This window comes from Agrobacterium tumefaciens, assembly GCF_013318015.2.
In the GTDB taxonomy this organism is placed as follows: Bacteria; Pseudomonadota; Alphaproteobacteria; order Rhizobiales; family Rhizobiaceae; genus Agrobacterium; species Agrobacterium tumefaciens.
The window spans coordinates 381,563-398,547 of record NZ_CP115842.1 but is presented as its reverse complement, the minus strand read 5'-3'; the positions used below and the strand labels follow the sequence as shown (position 1 = coordinate 398,547).

General features: G+C 54.1%; 13 protein-coding genes. 5 read left to right on the top strand and 8 right to left on the bottom strand.

The genetic code is table 11. The features are described 5' to 3' along the window. The first annotated feature begins 50 nt into the window (after nucleotides 1-50). Both G6L97_RS15415 and G6L97_RS15410 read left to right on the top strand, forming a co-directional pair. Nucleotides 51-2,912, top strand: a complete 2,862-nt coding sequence (locus G6L97_RS15415) for a type I restriction enzyme HsdR N-terminal domain-containing protein (protein WP_174003319.1) — start codon at nucleotides 51-53, stop codon at nucleotides 2,910-2,912. Between the two features lie 79 nt (nucleotides 2,913-2,991). Continuing rightward, nucleotides 2,992-3,399, top strand: a complete 408-nt coding sequence (locus G6L97_RS15410; protein WP_082185840.1) for a hypothetical protein — start codon at nucleotides 2,992-2,994, stop codon at nucleotides 3,397-3,399. Between the two features lie 363 nt (nucleotides 3,400-3,762). Here the strand turns inward: G6L97_RS15410 and G6L97_RS15405 are convergent, their stop codons facing one another. The 5 genes from G6L97_RS15405 to G6L97_RS15385 all read right to left on the bottom strand — a co-directional run bounded on the left by G6L97_RS15405 (nucleotide 3,763) and on the right by G6L97_RS15385 (nucleotide 10,664). After that, on the bottom strand, nucleotides 3,763-4,488 hold the full coding sequence (locus G6L97_RS15405; RefSeq protein WP_082185841.1) for a phosphoribosyltransferase: 726 nt from the start codon (nucleotides 4,486-4,488) through the stop codon (nucleotides 3,763-3,765). 162 nt (nucleotides 4,489-4,650) lie between these two features. Next, complete coding sequence (locus G6L97_RS15400; RefSeq protein ID WP_174003316.1) at nucleotides 4,651-6,465, bottom strand: TniQ family protein; 1,815 nt, start codon at nucleotides 6,463-6,465, stop codon at nucleotides 4,651-4,653. Nucleotides 6,466-6,511: 46 nt separating this feature from the next. Continuing rightward, nucleotides 6,512-7,540 carry a TniB family NTP-binding protein gene (locus G6L97_RS15395; protein WP_174003313.1) on the bottom strand — a complete coding sequence of 343 codons (1,029 nt, stop codon included), beginning with the start codon at nucleotides 7,538-7,540 and terminating at the stop codon, nucleotides 6,512-6,514. Between the two features lie 4 nt (nucleotides 7,541-7,544). Continuing rightward, complete coding sequence (locus G6L97_RS15390; RefSeq protein WP_174003310.1) at nucleotides 7,545-9,821, bottom strand: DDE-type integrase/transposase/recombinase; 2,277 nt, start codon at nucleotides 9,819-9,821, stop codon at nucleotides 7,545-7,547. After that, entirely contained in the window at nucleotides 9,822-10,664 is an 843-nt protein-coding gene (locus G6L97_RS15385; RefSeq protein ID WP_174003308.1) for a hypothetical protein, read from the bottom strand. Nucleotides 10,665-11,977: 1,313 nt separating this feature from the next. On the opposite strand from G6L97_RS15385, the gene G6L97_RS15380 reads away from it, so the two are divergent. Both G6L97_RS15380 and G6L97_RS15375 read left to right on the top strand, forming a co-directional pair. After that, complete coding sequence (locus G6L97_RS15380; RefSeq protein ID WP_174003305.1) at nucleotides 11,978-12,430, top strand: hypothetical protein; 453 nt, start codon at nucleotides 11,978-11,980, stop codon at nucleotides 12,428-12,430. A 69-nt stretch (nucleotides 12,431-12,499) separates the two neighbouring features. Further along, nucleotides 12,500-12,730 carry a hypothetical protein gene (locus G6L97_RS15375; RefSeq protein ID WP_174003302.1) on the top strand — a complete coding sequence of 77 codons (231 nt, stop codon included), beginning with the start codon at nucleotides 12,500-12,502 and terminating at the stop codon, nucleotides 12,728-12,730. Between the two features lie 67 nt (nucleotides 12,731-12,797). On the opposite strand, the gene G6L97_RS15370 is transcribed toward G6L97_RS15375, so the two are convergent. From G6L97_RS15370 to G6L97_RS15360, 3 genes are all read right to left on the bottom strand, one after another. Continuing rightward, a complete protein-coding gene (locus G6L97_RS15370) occupies nucleotides 12,798-13,331 on the bottom strand; it encodes an SH3 domain-containing protein (RefSeq protein ID WP_236773638.1) in 534 nt (177 codons plus the stop codon). Nucleotides 13,332-13,816: 485 nt separating this feature from the next. Beyond that, a complete protein-coding gene (locus tag G6L97_RS15365) occupies nucleotides 13,817-15,553 on the bottom strand; it encodes a COG3904 family protein (RefSeq protein ID WP_174003296.1) in 1,737 nt (578 codons plus the stop codon). A 173-nt stretch (nucleotides 15,554-15,726) separates the two neighbouring features. Further along, on the bottom strand, nucleotides 15,727-15,960 hold the full coding sequence (locus G6L97_RS15360) for a hypothetical protein (RefSeq protein ID WP_174003294.1): 234 nt from the start codon (nucleotides 15,958-15,960) through the stop codon (nucleotides 15,727-15,729). A gap of 194 nt (nucleotides 15,961-16,154) precedes the next feature. Between G6L97_RS15360 and G6L97_RS15355 the strand changes: the two genes are divergently transcribed. Continuing rightward, nucleotides 16,155-16,736 (top strand): GNAT family N-acetyltransferase, encoded by a 582-nt coding sequence (locus G6L97_RS15355; RefSeq protein ID WP_174003291.1) that lies wholly within the window; start codon nucleotides 16,155-16,157, stop codon nucleotides 16,734-16,736. The last annotated feature ends 249 nt before the right edge of the window (nucleotides 16,737-16,985 follow it).

Genomic DNA, 16,985 nt, shown 5'->3' with positions numbered 1-16,985 from the left:
AGAGAGATGTCCATGTGCATGCGGAGTTAAATTGATGAGAGGAGAGAAAATTGGCGGAGAATGCGTTTTGGGACAGTTTGTCCACTCTCCATTTCTCTAACGAGGCAGAGGTAGAAACGCGTTTGGTATTGCCATTACTCAACGCCCTCGGCTACCAAAATTCCGACATCCGGCCGAAGCCTCCCGTTGAAATCCGTGTTGGCAGCAAGAAGCAAAAGGGCAGGACGCCCGAGGCTGATTTCGTCGTGTACACTGGAAAGCCGCATAACCGTAACACGGCGGCTATCGTCGTCGAGGCAAAGCGTCCTAGAATCCCACTGCATGACGGTGTCGCCCAGGCGGAATCCTATGCCCAGCATCTGCGCGCACCTCTTATTCTGGTGACGAACGGAGTGGTCATGCAAATTTGGCAGCTCCAGCCCACGTTGGACAATGACTTGGTGTTCCATGCAGATGTCTGTGACCTGGCGTCAAGGCGATCCGATCTGGAGGCGATCGCAGGCGTCGAGGCCGTTCGCATTATTTGTGCCAACCTTGCGCATAAGCGTGTTGCTACGATTACTGAGGATTTTTCAGCTTTCGAAGAACGGGAGTTGGATAGGCTGTCGGCGCTGGGTCCGTGGATGCAACGCACCTTGCATGACCCTCAGGCCGATCAACCCGTCAGTTCACAAAGCCTCGTTGAGGGGTATAAGAGGGGTGCTATCATATTAGGGCCGTCCGGCTATGGAAAATCCATGCTCGCGGCTTCGTTGTGTGTGCAGGCGATTGAGCTGCGACGACGCGGGACACGACAGCATCTTGTACTCGAAGTCTTTATCCCGGACGTCGCTGTAGACGAAACGGGGATTGAAAAATTCCTGCACGAGCGGATTTCCCGCCAAGTTCCGCAGATAACGGAACTCGTTCTCCGAGATCGGATCAAAAGAGATGGTATCACGGTTGTTGCGGACGGTTTCGAACGCTTAGAGCCTCGGTTGCGCGAGAAGTGGATTTCCAGCCTGCGAAGTTTTTGCCGTGATTATCCGCGCGCTCAGGTTTTCGTGATGTCCCGCGCGACTGGTCGGGAGCTCGCCACTCTTGGCCTGCCAATACTACGTCTCGATGGCTACAGCGAGAGCGACCTACAGAGGTTGATGAAGCTGCGAAACGTAAGTAGGCCCAGTCTCTTGGGCCGATCACCGGCAATGTCGGGTCACCTTGAAGGGCTATGTAAGGAGCCGCTGATAGCAGACCTCGTCGTGTCTTACATTAGAGAGCACAATCGCTATCCAACACATGTACGCCCACTTTACGAAGACTGGGTAAGCAGATTGCTGATTGACTTCGGTGAGATCGAGAAATTGAAGTACCGAGCCTCGCTCACGGCGCTCGCAAAGGCTACGCGCGTCGCGCCACTGACCTTCGAAGAGGCTGCGGCTGTCGTCTCTGGCGATGGCAATGCCACGGTTACGTTAGAGCGATTGACGGACGCCAATGCCATAAGCATCACGGAGAGTAGAATCGAACTGACCCACGAGGCGCTTGCTGATTATCTCAGGGCGTTGGCGTTCATTCATGACGCGGGTAGTGACATCAAGTCTCGCGTCGAGGAACTGGACCTAGAGGAGACTTCGCAGTTCCCACGTCTTCTTCTGGCTGCGGCCGAGACATTGGAGCAGAGCCAAACCATATGGGATGCGATAGCACGGGCTAATCTCCAGACGGCGATTGACTGCCTCCATCTCACGCCTGGAACCGGCGTGGCCACCGGTCAGGACTCGCGTGGACCAAAATCCGAAGCGTATGAGTTCCTCAAAGTGGTTTTAAACGCTCTCGATACCGTGGTCGAGGCGCACCTGGAACCGATGACGACCTCGATAAGGTTCGCTTTGATCGGTACGGATGTCGATGAGATGGGAATAATCGGTGATCTCAGCCAAGACCACGCCTTCTATGCCTTTCGCGCCCTGAAGCCGGGGATGCCAAGGATCGAGGTCAAGTCTCGGACAGACGCGCACCGCAGGTTCGGCATAAATCTCAAAGCGTTCGGTCTGGGTTATGACGCAGGCCGCATAATTGGAATTAAGGCGGTTGGTTCGGCGCTCTCAAACGCGATCAAGGCGCGGCGCATTCGGGGCGGTATGGTATGGACCGAGGAGCTCGTTATGAGTCGGATCAACCACTTGGAGCGCGAATACAAGATCGTCATGCCCGACGGATACGCGCTAAAGCCAATCAGAAAAGCGCTTAGCGCATTTGAAGACCGCGTCATCTTACCGCCTTCCAACCGCCGCGGCCAAACTTTTAGAATGTGCGACCTAATCGCACATGTGGACTTTCTACTAAATTCCGGCGTCACGAATTTGCAGCAGTGGTGGTGCGATCCCCTGAGGCTCGATTTGAAACAACCTAATGATCAGCGGAAGCTCGCGAAATCACTCGACGCGCTTCATAGCAGACGGCAAATTGCGTATGCGGAGATTGTTGAAAACTCGTTTCCTGCCTTAGCACCGCTACTGGGGAATTTCCGAGAACTTCCTGTTCGAAGAAACATTGAGGTCGAAGTCATCAAGGATGCGACCCACCCTGAAATCTCTCTCAATTATTGGGACGAGCCAATGGAGCTTTTTTCAGAAGCCGGTGCAGTGGTGTCCTTTCCGCTCACTCCATCGGACGACTGGCGTTCTTGGGAATTTATTGAAGAGCTGCATCTAAGAAACCTCGGACGAATCGCCCAGTTCTCAGGCGACCGATCTCACTTTGCGACCAAAACGGGGGCCGCGATTCTCCGCAACCTAGTAGTGGGTCGTTGGGACGGAGACGGGCTCCCTGATGAGACGGGTGTCGTTCGAGATGTTGTAAACTGGCTGGCAAAAGATGTACGTCAGCTTTTTGAAGAAGTCCCAGGGTCATTAGATTCTACGAATTAGGGCGAGAGCTTGCAGTGGCAGTAAAAAAATCATCGAGTCCGACGAGCTAGCCGGGGTTTTACTTATTTGGAGAGGACACGTGGACGAACTCAAAAAAGCAGCGTCGCGATTTCGCGAACTTATCGTGGGGACACCGAAGAACAGCCTCCCAATCTCGTTACAGGATTTTCCGAATGGTTCATGCGGAGATGCGACCCTTCTTTTAGGTCAATATCTTGCTGAGCAAGGGTATGGTGAGTTTCGATACTATCTTGGATGGCGCGGCGGAAAATCCCACGCCTGGCTCCAGTCCGGATCGGTGATCGTTGATATTACCGCGGATCAATTCGAGGATTTCGACGATCCAGTCGTCGTCTCGGACCGATCACCGTGGCACGATTGTTTCGCTGGGACCGGCCAGCATATCGCGCGCATAGATGTTTTCGGGGAACAGGCAAAAGCAGTGCTTGGTAGCGCATATATAGCCATCTTGAATTCGCCCAAATGATGCTGCCAAAAACGTAAAAGGATTTTTTTGCCGATGCGAAGGTCCAATCACGGTAAAATCGGAAGCTAATGCATAAGCGATTTGAGGCGTGGTGCGAATCCTCATCTAAATGGACTATCGAAGCAGGTTCGACCCCCAAATGAAGAAGGGAGGCCATCAGACCTCCCTCTCCAAATTCTCGCTACCCGCTTCATAGCGTCCCGATATTCTCCCCTTACGGGTTTGACCTCGGTTAACGGTGCTCGCGCGGCCCTGCAGGGTTTTAGGCCCTGCTTCATATTTAACGACCCTGAGGTTGATACAGGGTCGCGGATTGCTCCGATTGCCACTGATCATACTCAAGTCAGTAGAAGGGGTCAAGTGCTACCGAGCTCCGCTGAGAAGACACATCGCTGAAACTGATGCGCCTAGTTGGTTCTGGACTACTTGCCTCAGAGACAGGATCGAAGACCCTGTTGCGAAAAGATCGTCTACCAGTAGTACATGCCTGTCCGCAAGCGGGGGCGCTTCGCCCTCAAGTATAAAGGAATGGAAGAGATGGCGAATGGAAATATCTACCTCTTTTGCCTGCCATTCTCGATTTTGGTCTGTCCTCTCCAACGTGCTGAGTTGCGACGTGAATGTCACCTTCAGACCAGACCTGACACGAGGCGGATTTGCTTTTACCTCCGCAAGAACCTCACCAACTTTCATTTTCCTCAGGAACGTTGGATCAATAATCGGTTTCTCAAGTGTATGCGCAACTAATGCTGCGAACTTTCCGCATAGGGGCGAGGACGAAGGGACCGGCATGCAGTAGTCGATTTCCGCGAAGTCTTCCGATGCAGAGGAGATGATTTGTACTGCTCTTTTCATCAACTGCTTCTCCCAAAATGGGGTGATTGAAAAGCCGCGCATGCCCTTTAAGGCAAAAATCAACGGATTGCCATCGTCTCGCCGACTACCGTTGTGGTTCCGACGGAATACGTGAACGAGGGGAATACCTTTTAAATGACCTCTGCTAGGATTTCCATCTAGTGAAGTATCAACGCCGTTTTCGTGTCGGTGATTGATGCTCACCTGGTTCGTTTTGCTTACTTCAATTCCCATGTCATCATTTTCAGCTTAGGTCTGTCGCAACCGAGAGGGAGGGCGGCTAAATTACCATCGGGTAACGTTCTATGGACACTTCATATCGCAGCTGTCTTACCTATTTATAATTGAGAAAGCTCAATTTTAGCGTGAACAACTGTGCGACCATCATCCAAAATCTCATACGGGCGCTACTTCCTTTACCCGCCACAAGTCTTTCTCGAGAAAAGGTCCAATCTGCGCGCGATCGTAGAAAGCACAACCACCCTCCGCAGTTGAGATGGCCGGCGGCACCGCATTGCCTCTAAGCAGACTGCGGACCTGCCGTTGGCTTAGCCCAGTCGCTTTGATGAGCTGGTTCACGGTGACATAGCGTTCTCGGAATTCAGCCAACTCTGCTCGCGACGTCACTCGATAGACGACAGCTCCATTGTCTGAGCGCACCTCGTCAAAGCCAATCAATCGATTGTTCTGAAGAGCCAAAAGACTTCTTTGGGAAATTTCCAGAATCCCCAAAGCTACCGCGTTATCGACGTGGCTGCCGGAAAATCTGGCGTTCTTCAGTTCGGACGGATGGACCATAACGTCATCGAGGAGCGATGGTCGTCCACTAAGTGCGACACGTTTCAGTTCACCTCTGACGATTTTTACGATTAGATCGATCCGATTAATTCCCATTCGCTCGGACACTTCTTTGATCGACTGCATCTCGGGCTCAAGCGCAGTGGTGGCTACCTTCTGGATGGTTTCGTGAAGTTCTTTCACTTCGACCTCCGAGATCAAGCGGGTATTGCGTCTCCCTCGATGACCGATTTGATCGAAGTCCAAACGACGCAATACGCCGGCGGCAGTGAGTTGGCTCACCAACATGGGCTTGCATCTGAGAATAGTTGCCGCCTCGCGAAATTGGATCGTGCCACCGGACATCCGGTCAAATAATGCCAGGGCGCTGACGGGGATTGCCTTCGTGTTGATGTTGGCATCGGTCAGCCGACGCCGAACGACGGGTGGGGACAACCCGGTCACAGCAGCAATATGCGCGACCGTCGTCCATTTTTCCTCCTGTGTACGCGCAAACTTTTTCACTGAGGCCGTAAGGGGATATCTTTCTGCCACATGAGCCTGGAACAGTTCGCAGATTTGTTGATAGCTCTCTTTGTGTTGGCTTTGCCGGATATGGGTATAGAAGCGACCGTAACGAAGAAACGTGCCCGCTGCCGCACCTTCTGAAATGCGGTCGAGAGCTTTGTGAAATTGGTCCACGCCTCCAGCCAGGACTTCATACCCAACGTCGGTGGCATCGCCGACAGCGTCTTGCGTCAGCAGTTCAAGGGTCTGGTCTCTGCCGTGAACTAATGCCACTCCCAGGACGCGGCTGATGTTGAGAACTACCGCGGTCTCAAGCTGGTCGATTAGCGGCCCATGAGAAACGTTGCTATAAAATCGGTCACCGATAAACAAATCGACAGGGCCGGCCGGCCGATCGGAAAGTCCAGAAGACAGCCTCTGAATTTCCTCCTGTTCGACATCGAGTTCCACGCAGAAGTCGAACGAAGGACTGGTTTTACGTCCGGGAAGTTCGACAAGTTCACAGTGGTGGACATGACAGATGCGATACGGCTTCAAGAGCCAAAGTGCCCGCCGATAGCGACGCGTTCCAGGAATACGATCGTCGCACAGCTCGTCGGCCTCAAAGCATTTCGGGCAGAAACGAAGCGTATTCCTGATCAGCAAAGCCTGTTCAAATGTCTGCCCGAATAGCGTCGTGGACCGATAGGTCGTAACCCCGGTCGCGTGGTGTGAGAGCTGCTCGCTTGGTAGTCCGACAAAGGAAGACAGCATTTCGATGGCGTCGGGCTTGCCGTGGTTCAGACCATGGAAGGACATCCCATACGCTTTGCAGAAGTACCCTAGAGGGCCCATGCGATTGGCTTTCGCCAAACGGGAAACAAAACCCGGTAGGACCTCATCTTCGAAAAGTGGAACTTGTAACATCGTTTACGTCATCTCCTGATTTAACTCTGTGTCAGGTCCGCCGCTTTCAATTCGGTCCATTCACTTGGGCCGTCGTCAGCCTTCCATTTTCATCGACCTCTCGAACGATGTTGAACCAGTCTTCCGAAGTGAAGACATTGGTACTGTCATCGCAATTGCTCAGCCGTCGATATCCCTCCGCGAAGTGATCATGGTTGATGACTTTGTGCTGGAAGGTCTTGTCGTCGAAGATGGCGCTTTGAATTGAGAGCTTCATCAATTGCACGATCATCCCGAACCGCTGCAATCCTCCATGCATGAGGCGCATGATGAATTTCCTCGTAGGCTTGAACGACACGCTGAAACCGACTGTGGAGCACAGTTCATTCAAAACCGAGGCTACGAAGGTGATTTCATTTTCCGTCAGCAACTCCATCTCGACGACACGTGTTCTGCGGGATGTCTGCTGATGTGGGTCGGCCTCGATGACACCCATCATATCGTCGACGCCGCTCAAGATCAGCCAAACTGGCCAAGTATCGGATTGCATAATGGCTTTGACCTGGTTCGCAGGGTGCTCCTTGGACTTGCTCGTCGTGGCGTGGAGAACGTGCTGAAATTCATCGAAGAAGACGATCTTGTACTCTTTGACCATCAAAGCGTCCCGCAGCTTGTCCCAAATTGCCGTTTCGTTTTTGAGGGCACCGCCTGGATAGCCAGCTGCCTTGAGGGCATGTTCCCCAAGCGACTTCATCGAACATCCGGCCGGCGTTTTTACCCACAGGCAAGCCTCCTTTTTGTTGCCGTACTGGTCGACGTAAGGTTGGAGGCCGGGGTGGGTTTTGAGCCGATGGCGGATCATTGTGCTCTTCCCGCTGCCGGATTTGCCCGGCACGGCAATCGCATATCCCTCTGGCATATTGCCCGCCGCGATCTCGGAGATCATGATGCTGAACTCGAGACTGAATTTGTCGTCCATCTTGGTCGCAACGTAGAAATTCTCGAGCCTGGCCAGAAGCTCTGAGCGCTTGAGCTGCACCGGGTCCATCGTTGAACGAAGGAACTCAAGCATCGAGTTAGGGGCTTGGGAATTCATGAGATTACTCCTTCGTTTCGATACGCAGACTGACGAAATCAACAGCCAATTCGTCATCGTCATCATCGTCATCATCGTCTTCGGCGGCTTTGGCAGATCGGGCTACCGTCCTAGTTTTGGTCTTGCGGGGCACTTCCAAGGCCTTGCGCTCTTCGTTTGGCTCCTCCAACGCGTCACGGTCGAAGGTTCCTGTCGGGTTCAGGGGATCATCGCCTGAGACGTTGACGACGAATTCGACTGTGCCGTTCGAAACGGGGCGCTGGTTCAGATCGGCAAAGTCAACGTAGAGGTGCTTGGACCACTGCCAGTTCATCATGTTCTCGCGCTCGAACTTCTTGATTGTCTTGTCGGTAACAAGCGGGCCACCGATTGCGTGAGCCAGGCGCGTTTGTTCAGCCACCTTTTCAACGGCCGCAAGCGCGTCGGAAACGATTTGACGTGCACGTTCCTTGCCAGGCGCGCGCGTGCCGAATTTTCTGCGCAGGTAGAGAACGGTTTCCATCCATTCTGGTACAGACACGTTATTGAAGCCTTCGAAGGTGGCGTACGCGTCGTACCAATTGCCATCACGAGGGTCCTTGAACGAAATCACCGACATGTCCTGATCGTTCATGTGAACCTCCACCTCACAGTTGAGTTTGTGCATCGCGAGGTCGTCGAGTTCTGTCGATGCGTAGATGTTTCCAAGGATCGTGATGCCTCGTCGGCCAATTGTCCTGACAAGACGGACGCCGAAGATGTCGCGGTACTGCTCGTCGGTAGGTGGCGGTGAAACACCGCGTTCTTGCTGCGAGCCTCGATACCAACGGTCGAGCGGGGTTTCACCGCTGAGGGAGCGGTGCGGTGTATTGTGGTAGCAAACCACGATCAACTGCACGAGCAGTTCGCAGAGCATCTCGCGGGTAATGTGAGCGTGCTTTTCCGGCTTGTACTGCCCCTTCAGCAGGATATTCCCGAAGGTCTGGCCAGAGAAGAAGTGCATGTACCGGGTCGACAACGAGTTGAAGAACCGTTCGATGCGGCCGCGCAGATGGGGATGTTTGCTCGGAGGGATAGCATGCTTACCCGTGAGGGCCTGCACTACGATCGGGAACTCATCGTTGGCAAAGCCGGCACCACCGTCTGTGTGGACTCTGTCGGGGGTACCGCATTGAGGCCATTCAATCACTTCCTGCGAAAGGGCAGTGGTGTACGTCTTGTGGCGAACGGCCATGGCGAGGGTGGCGATCGCCTCGGCGGCGCATGGAGCGCCGGCAAGAACCCGCATACCAAGGACTGAGCGTGAATAGGCATCGAGAGCGATGCAAATCCATACGCGCTTGATTTCTGCCACACGCTCTTGGATATCGGGGTCGAGCAATTCCCAGAAACCGAAGAGCTGACAAATGACCATCAGATCAATGAACTGTTCGTCCATTTCAACGATTTGCAGGGGATAGCGCGGCTGCAGGCCCTTGCGGCTGATCGCGTGCTCACGCGTTGTTCGATGATGATCCTTGTCTCGCGCCAATTTCACGACGAACTCGTCCATCGCATGTACCATCCGACGGAAAGTACCATACGAGCACAGTGCGCCAGGGTTCTCGCCTCGCCGAACACGATCATTATAATCGCGTTCGAGCTTCGAATAGGCAGCCAACATGTTAGGTTCGTTTTCGTCCAGGAAGGCGTTGATGTATGTGCCGAAGTACTTCAGCTCTTCCGGGGTAAAGCTACTGCCGAAAGACGCGCGACCTTTGTGTTTCCACTCAAGGCTGTGATCCAGGCGATTGCCCGTCTGAAAGTCTTTTACCCAGCGACGGAATTGGCGGGGGGACACGATCCCGCGCTTTTTGTTGCCGCGCTTTTTACGGGCGTCATCAGCCTTTTCAAGGAGTGCCGCGTTTTCAATTCGAAACTTGCGGAGGAACTTTTTGATGTCGTCGTCCGACTTGGTTAGCGTTCCCTCATCGAGTTCTTCTAGGAATTGCCGCACGGCGACTGTTTTGAGAGCGACGTCCTCTCGCAACTTGTCGAGCGATCGTTTAGAGGCACGCTTGATGGCGCTCTCTTTGGAGAAGTAATCCTTCTCGACGACCAGGTTCTTCGCCCAGATATGGTCGTAGATGTCCCGCCACGAGAGGACGAGAATGTTGTGTGGGCGATCATCGTCGGACTTGATGACAACGCCGTCGTCCAGGCGCTCGTCGAAACGATACTGGCGGCCAAAGAATTCGATACGATCATCGGACCCGATATCGGTATAGGTAACCTTTTTAGGATCGGCCTTTTTCGTGTTCATTCAGATGCCCTTTACGAGAGATACGCGGGAGAGGCGCGTCATCATCATTTCGTCAGCGTGCGGATGGTCGTGATGGAGGTTTCCGGCGTCGATAAGCGCCCATACGGCGGTCCAGCCTTCGGCGAAAGTGACCGCCGGATAGAGCTCGGAGAACAGGTCGAAAAGCATTGCCGAGCCTCCCATCATACGAAGCTTTTGGAGTAGCTGTTGGTTTGTGGCTTCGTTCTGAAGCTTGCGTGCCCTAAGGCGCTCGTCGGCACGCAGAACCGCAGGCTTATTGATATGTCGGTCGGTGTAGAGATGGATGCGATGCGCGAATTTGCCGACACATTGCTTCGTCAATAATTCATGGGTGATCGGCAGATCACGCAGATTATCCTCCGCACGGACGAGATAGAGCGACCGACAATTGTTATCGAAGTCTGCGCAGATGTCTGCATAGTGGTGCCGCAATTTTCCCTGATGCACGAAAGGCAAAGGTCCGAACTGCGTGCGGACATTGACAACCCGCGGGTTGCAAGCGAGCAACGTCAGCAGGCCAGCTTCAAGCTGGCTCTCGAGACGATGGCTGGTCCCGCTGCCACCGAATGGCATCGTGATACGGTTACTCACGATGCTCATCCGTTCTTCGACAGGCACGGTTTCTGGTTTGTTTTTTAGCGAGATGTCGCGATCACCTTCGATGATGAAAGGGTACGAGCGCGCCTGACGCCAATCGCCCCCGTTGCGGCTGGGCTTCGCGAAACTGGTGGTGCGTTTGTAGGGGACAGCGAGGAAGTCGCGGCCCTTACGGCGCTCGTGAAGAATCTGAATAGCGAGCGGAATCTCGACTTCCATACTCATGTCCTTCTCCCATGCGGGAACGCTCCGTCAGCCTTTCGGCTGCAGAATTGAACACGCCGTCGGACCGCAGAGCGGACTGACGACAGGTCTGACGCTGCAGATGCGGCTACAGACGTATGGAGAGGGAGGAGGGAGAACAGATGATCGCGCGCGCGACAGGGCAACGAGACCAATCGTTCAGGTGATCGGAATGTGAGATCACGGTGGTGGTGACAGGATTTGTCGGGGCAGTTTTATTGGACATCCCGGGTACCTTTTGACCTGATTGCGATCATCTCGCTGGCCAAGGCATCCTGTTGGGCTGCCTAGCTCAGGGAGACGCGAAACATACCTTGTTCAATATTCGCATGGGGTGGTCTCCAAGTTTGGGCTCGCCGGCAATCTGCGGCGGGCGTCTGAGCTAGGAGGTATGTTCCCACGCGAAGGTTGCTGGCTAGTTAACGCGGAACCGATGATCCCCTGATGAGGGCAAGGCGGTAGCCGAGGTCAACCACCACAAAGAGGTGTTCGGACATAGATGGGATATCGAGGTGTGTTGTAGGCATGGCACTTCCTTTCCACGCACTGATGCCGGCGGCGGCAACAGCGGGGTAGTGGTGATCGGTGAACGGGCGTAAAGCGCGCGCGTGCTGGAAAGGAATTATTTGATGTTACCGGGCATGGAGCATCTCCGTGAGCGACTCGGGGAACAAAACTCTCTCCCGGATTAACCCATCCCGGGGAGCATGCTTGTACGGGGTGACACCGTACTCCGATGCGGGGACCGTTGTCGTCCTGGGCCGCGCGCTCTCTCTGGCAAATCCCGTGTTATCCGGCGGACCATGCAACTGTTAGGTCGCCGCATCGGATTTGCAACTGTGCATTTAACGATCTTTTGGAGCTCGTCAACCGGATTCGATCGAAAAGAAAAGATAAATCTAAGTCATTGTTATTGCCTAGAAATTATAAAATTTTAGCTGTTGGTGAAAATTGGCTTATGTTTCCGGAGGTTAACAGGGCGCACCCGATCTCTCGCCATGCACCGGACCGGCGCGTGGCGGAAGATCGGACAGCGATAATTGTATCGCAGTCCTCGAACTCTCGTTTGGAAGCCATTGAAAAGCGTCTAAGCGTGCTCTAGCTTTCTATCAACATGACTGTTGCGAACGCTCGATTTCAGAAAGAGGAGGGCCTGCAAATGACCAAGAGCATCTGCCTCGAGCTTTTCTCTGGCGTTACTGAACTCGACACCGACCGCTTTCACCACGGCTCCACTGAGGTTCGATCTTTAGGGACACCCCCTAAAGTACCGATACTGGCCAAAAGGAGCTATAATGTCTGTGAAATCTCGCAATACCTCCCGCGATTCAGATAGAGGCATCGACGCGATCGATTACGAGGCTGAGTACGTCCTTCGAATTTTGGGGGCGACATCGGTGGTAGCTGAATTGATGGTGACGCTACAGGCCGACAACCAGGACCGGTCGCTTGACGGTCTGCTGCTGGTGGTCGGTGCGAAGACCGTTTCCCTAGTGAACAATAGCACCGCAGCGGAAACGAACACCGCAAATATCCCGATGCCGCGTGGGTCTCAGGTCCGTCACCTGCTGGAAGCGTTGAAGGTTAAAGATGGCGACGTCGAGTTGGCCATTAAGCTGCTTTCGGTTCGGTTTGCGGAAGCAGAAGACGATGGAAAGACCTTGAGTATGTACCGAGACGAAGAGATTGGCGGCCCCAGCGTTGCACTGCATCTGGCAATTCGAGCTTACGTGGACGGAAAAGTTTAGAACGCTATAGTCGGCAACCTCGCCTAGAACGAGTTTGCGCTCGGTCATCTCGACAGGTCGGTAAAACTTATGCGTCGACGGCTGGAAATCGCGGAAAGGCATGAAATTCTCGACGTTGTCGGGACAACGCTTCGCGATCTGGCAATCGTCAGCTTTTCGGCGGGTGATCTTATTGGCGCTGAGGATTTGTTTCGTCGCCAGTTAGCCTTTGCCGAGCGCAACGGTGACATTGGCGATGTAGCTCGAGCCAGGGCGGACCTCGACGGCCTGCTCGAGCGGTTGGGGAAGATGTCGCGATAGGGCGGCGTCATCCCAGCACCGGTCGCGTGATTGATTTTGTCTCTTTATGTGCTCCGTAGGGATAAGGTCAGCGATAAGCTTCAATCATCGATTTCGTAACGTCCTGCGCGAAACAGATTGGCGCATAGCCACCAGGCTTTGAATATGCACTTCGGTTGCCGCATCTTCGGCCTCTGCGATCTGTGCTGTAAGGGCAGGCGCATGTGCCGGGATAGCTGGCTACGGATTCGGCAATGATCCGCTGGATAATGATTGCGGGTGATAGTGTCGGCGGAGGCTCACTCTTTGGTTCCGACGGTTTTGAGATTTGCTCTCGCTTGGGGTTGTCATCCCGCAAGAACCTGGTTGCAACCCATCCTTCTTTTTGAGTCAGGATATCTTTGATCCGGGACCACTGTGCTTCCGACTGAAGGAGGTCGACTTTCCGTCCTCTATCCAGTCTATCAATGATTTGAGACTTTGGATTTGGTGCACCACGCAGTGCGACACCGTTCCCACTGACGAACTTGGTAGTTATTTCCGCGACAGTCCGCGAGCCGGCCGTCTCGCTCGGCCTGGAAGCGGTGCTTGCAGGAGGAGAGGTTGGTCGTTGGTCGCTCATTGTTGATGGCGGAGCTTTCGGTGCGCGTGCCTCCTCTGAAAAACTCGGTGATGGTGCCGTTCTCCCGTCCTCCGACGGTGTTCCCCCAAATTTCGAAATGCCGAACAGGATAAGTCCGCAAAGTAGCCAGTAGCGTTTTTTCATAAAAGAGCCCCCGCGGTATATTGCCGAGGGCTAAAATGCTCCGCAAGTAGTGACGGAGAATCCTCTCAACTTAATGGTTAATTTGGGTGCGCCTATGCCGCTAGGTGTTCTCCTTCTGGGGCCTTTGAGGATACGTGCGTAAGCAGGGCAGGGGTGGCCTGCGTTTTACGCCCCGAGGGAGTTCGTCGATATCTCGTCATCAGCGCGAACTCGACAGGCGGGACAGGGAAGGACGGTCTTGTCAGGTTTACCATCAGGAATCTGGTGCGATTGCCAAAAGCCTCAGCAGGCTGAATCAGCGCCAGCGCGGAGAAAGCTATAACTGGAAGGACGCTTCAAACTCAGCGGAGATTCTCGGCGATCGTCCGATAGCACGCGTCGTCTTTACCGACTTCAGTTTTGGTAATCGATTTCCAACTATCTCGGTCGAAATCGAAGAACTCGACCACACATGTGTTGGTGTCGTAGTCCAGCCATTGAGCACCAACCAGCCGGCTGTCGCGGCGAAAGTCCAAACTCAGATACATGTGCTCTTCCCCACCACGTGGGAAGGACGCCGGGCGACCCGTTTGATTGTTGGCGACGATAACGAATGAGCACCCGGTGCCGCACCCGATCTGGATAAGGGTATATTGGCCAGCGAAGTTTGGCCCTTGACGCATACCGTCTCGAATTCGAGTTCTGAAACTGTTGAATTCGCGGTCGCGCCCCTTGAAGTCGGGCATGACGGTCTTTCCGGAAAGACGATCTCGAGCAGGGTAGCTGGAAAGGTCTGGCTTCTTGAACGTCGCGCTGGGAGCAATCCCTACCGCACTTTCTTGGCTATAAGATGTGGTCTCACAGGCATGCCAGCGCATTTGATAGCCGTATTCCCCCTCACGACCATAACACCATCCTGCAGCCTTCAGCTTGTCGCCAATAGCTTCTCGTCGTTCACAGGCCGCACTTGTTTCCGGCAGGTCGCCGCTGCCGCCGCGACAGGCACCATTCTGTTCAGTCCATTGGGATATCAGACGTACGGGTTGAGAGACGCCCTTGTCGGTCTGAATAATTTTGCTCGTTTCGGAGAGGATCACGCCCGCCCTCTGGTCCCAAACCAGAGAAAACTCGGCCGAGCCGGATGAAATACGGTTCCCGACGTCGCGTTTCGTGTACCAGTCAACGATGCCGTCAACCTTGCAGGTTTCCGCGCAAGTCACCTTCGCCGAGCCTGCCTGCACGCTGTAGGCGCGGACTGGCCATCTGGTCGCAAATTTCCGCTTCTCGCCAATCACCACGGATTTGGGTGTGGGTTTGCCGTAGAAGTCGACAGTGTCGCCATATGCTTTTTCCAAAAACGTTAGCGCCTCTACGTTTCCGCGAGACCAAGCGTCATGGTACGACGCTACGAAGGCTAATGCTTTTTCCTCTGTTGTCGGCAAATGAGCTTCAGTGGTTTGTGGAGTTGCAGGCACCACCGTCGGTGCGACCTTGGATGCAGCGGCGGATTCCGTCAAGTCGGCCAGACTTCCCCACGTCACTCTATAGCTCTGCATCTCGCTGGCGGTGAGATACCGCATGTCGTTGCTGGGAACGGACAGGCTGAGTTGGAGCAGTTTCGGGTCGACATCCATCTCGACAAGGTACGTCATTATCTGGGCGGTCAGCGCCTGAACCGCAGCGACTGCAGTGTGCCCCTCGACGATCGTTTCCGGGGAGAAAGAGGATTGGTGCACACCGATCGCGCCGGGCTCTGCCTGCCGGTTCACGCCTCCGACGAAAGCGAGTGCACAGGCCGAAGCGCATTCGGCAGACCGGAGCTGCAGCGTCGATAGACCGAGCGATCTGATCATCCTCCCATACGCCATCGCCGTAGCGACGTTGCCGCCGTTGCTGTTGAAGGTGATCAGCTTGGCATCGCTTGCGGCGACTTCACGCGCAAGTTGGTCAGGATTGTCCGATGTCGTGAACTCACCTTTCAGCAGGAGAACAGGTGAAGAGCCATCAATTGGAACACGCTCAAGGGTGATGTCCGCATGTGAGACCCCGGCACAAGCGATGGATGCCGCAATCGCTACCAATAGACTACGCTGAAACACGACCTCTGCCCCCGTTCGCTTTCAAATGCATGCTATCGCGTCAAATCCCACGCGCAATATGGAAAGCCGCCATACCGGGTTTGATAACTGCTTTGAGTAAATGAAGAGAGTCGATGATGGTACGTGGTCTGGAGTTGGCCATCCCTCGCTGTTGCGGAGATGGCCACAGGACGTCAACGTAAAATGCGCCGATTGGTAAGGCGCTCTCTCCGGTTTTTGAATATATTTCCGTCAAAAAGACCGAAAGATTTCCAACCGGCTTCCTTGATCTCACCATACAGAATACGGACTATAACGGTTCCGTCACCAATATCTTCTATGATGGAGACCGTAAATGTCCCGCCGATCTCGGAATTCACGTCAAAGACCTCTCCGCCGAGAGCCGGCGTGGTCGCGATAGCTCGCATAAGTGCTCCAATGCTCGATGAAAATTCGGGCGTGGCGCACAAGCGAAAGGATGAACTTGCGCTTATGCGCTTAGAGTTCGGTTTGCCTCAGCAAAAGTGTCTGCCTCATGCTATCCCCCTACGTAGGAATTTCTGGTCGACGGTTCGGCGTAGCTGTCCTGCCATAAGCAAGGGATACCGTCAATCAGCGGGAAATGGCGCAACTGAATTCGGCTGTTTTTGGCCCATTGCAGACGTTGACAGAGGTGTTTCACCTCACTCTACTGGCTGCAATCGGAGATGACCGCAGCCATAAGGTTAGCCAGATGCAAATTAGGAATGCCTCGAAAGAGGATGCGCCCCAGTGCGTGGAGCTTGTCGAAGCAAGACGCAAAGAATACGAGAACTACGAGCCACGCTTTTGGAAGAAAGCCGCCAACTCAGCCGCTTCGACTCTTTCATGGTTTGAAAAACTGTTCTCTGATGAGCGCACCGTGACTCTTGTCGCCGTTGAGAACACATTGATCGTCGGTTTTCTCATCGCGCGAGAGTTTCCAACTCCGCCAGTGTACGATCCTGGTGGGGCTACCGCTTTGATCGATGACTTCTGCGTTGCTGCTAAAGATCGTTGGCAGGATGCGGGTGCAGCATTGTTACAGCGCGCAAAATCGGAGCTAAATCGGCGAGGGTTCGCACAAGTTGTGGTAGTTGGCGCTCAACGAGATGCCGCCAAAACTGCGTTATTGAGCCACGCCAACCTTTCATTAGCTTCGACATGGTGGACAGCAGAAGTGTAGCATTTGCCGAAGTTGCGCGCCCCTCAACTCCAACGGCACCCAGCCATAAGTTGGGCTCTCCGATGCCGGAACGGCCTCTATTGGCGAACGGTCGAAGCGCTTGACCGACACCATCACGCATGTTGATCCGCGAGGAAAGCGCGAGGTCGCCGAGAAATTTGTTTGAATAGGACTTACGACTTGCGAATTATACCAGTGCACGTCCGGCCCGAATCGGACAGATGAGCAAAGCCAACAACTCTGGTGGAA

Excerpts from the sequence above, each read along its gene's own strand:
- G6L97_RS15405 (WP_082185841.1), bottom strand. The coding sequence starts at position 4,488 with ATGGGAATTGAAGTAAGCAAAACGAACCAGGTGAGCATCAATCACCGA.
- G6L97_RS15400 (WP_174003316.1), bottom strand. The coding sequence starts at position 6,465 with ATGTTACAAGTTCCACTTTTCGAAGATGAGGTCCTACCGGGTTTTGTT.
- G6L97_RS15395 (WP_174003313.1), bottom strand. The coding sequence starts at position 7,540 with ATGAATTCCCAAGCCCCTAACTCGATGCTTGAGTTCCTTCGTTCAACG.
- G6L97_RS15390 (WP_174003310.1), bottom strand. The coding sequence starts at position 9,821 with ATGAACACGAAAAAGGCCGATCCTAAAAAGGTTACCTATACCGATATC.
- G6L97_RS15385 (WP_174003308.1), bottom strand. The coding sequence starts at position 10,664 with ATGAGTATGGAAGTCGAGATTCCGCTCGCTATTCAGATTCTTCACGAG.
- G6L97_RS15380 (WP_174003305.1), top strand. The coding sequence starts at position 11,978 with ATGTCTGTGAAATCTCGCAATACCTCCCGCGATTCAGATAGAGGCATC.
- G6L97_RS15375 (WP_174003302.1), top strand. The coding sequence starts at position 12,500 with ATGCGTCGACGGCTGGAAATCGCGGAAAGGCATGAAATTCTCGACGTT.
- G6L97_RS15370 (WP_236773638.1), bottom strand. The coding sequence starts at position 13,331 with ATGAGCGACCAACGACCAACCTCTCCTCCTGCAAGCACCGCTTCCAGG.
- G6L97_RS15360 (WP_174003294.1), bottom strand. The coding sequence starts at position 15,960 with ATGCGAGCTATCGCGACCACGCCGGCTCTCGGCGGAGAGGTCTTTGAC.
- G6L97_RS15355 (WP_174003291.1), top strand. The coding sequence starts at position 16,155 with ATGGCGCAACTGAATTCGGCTGTTTTTGGCCCATTGCAGACGTTGACA.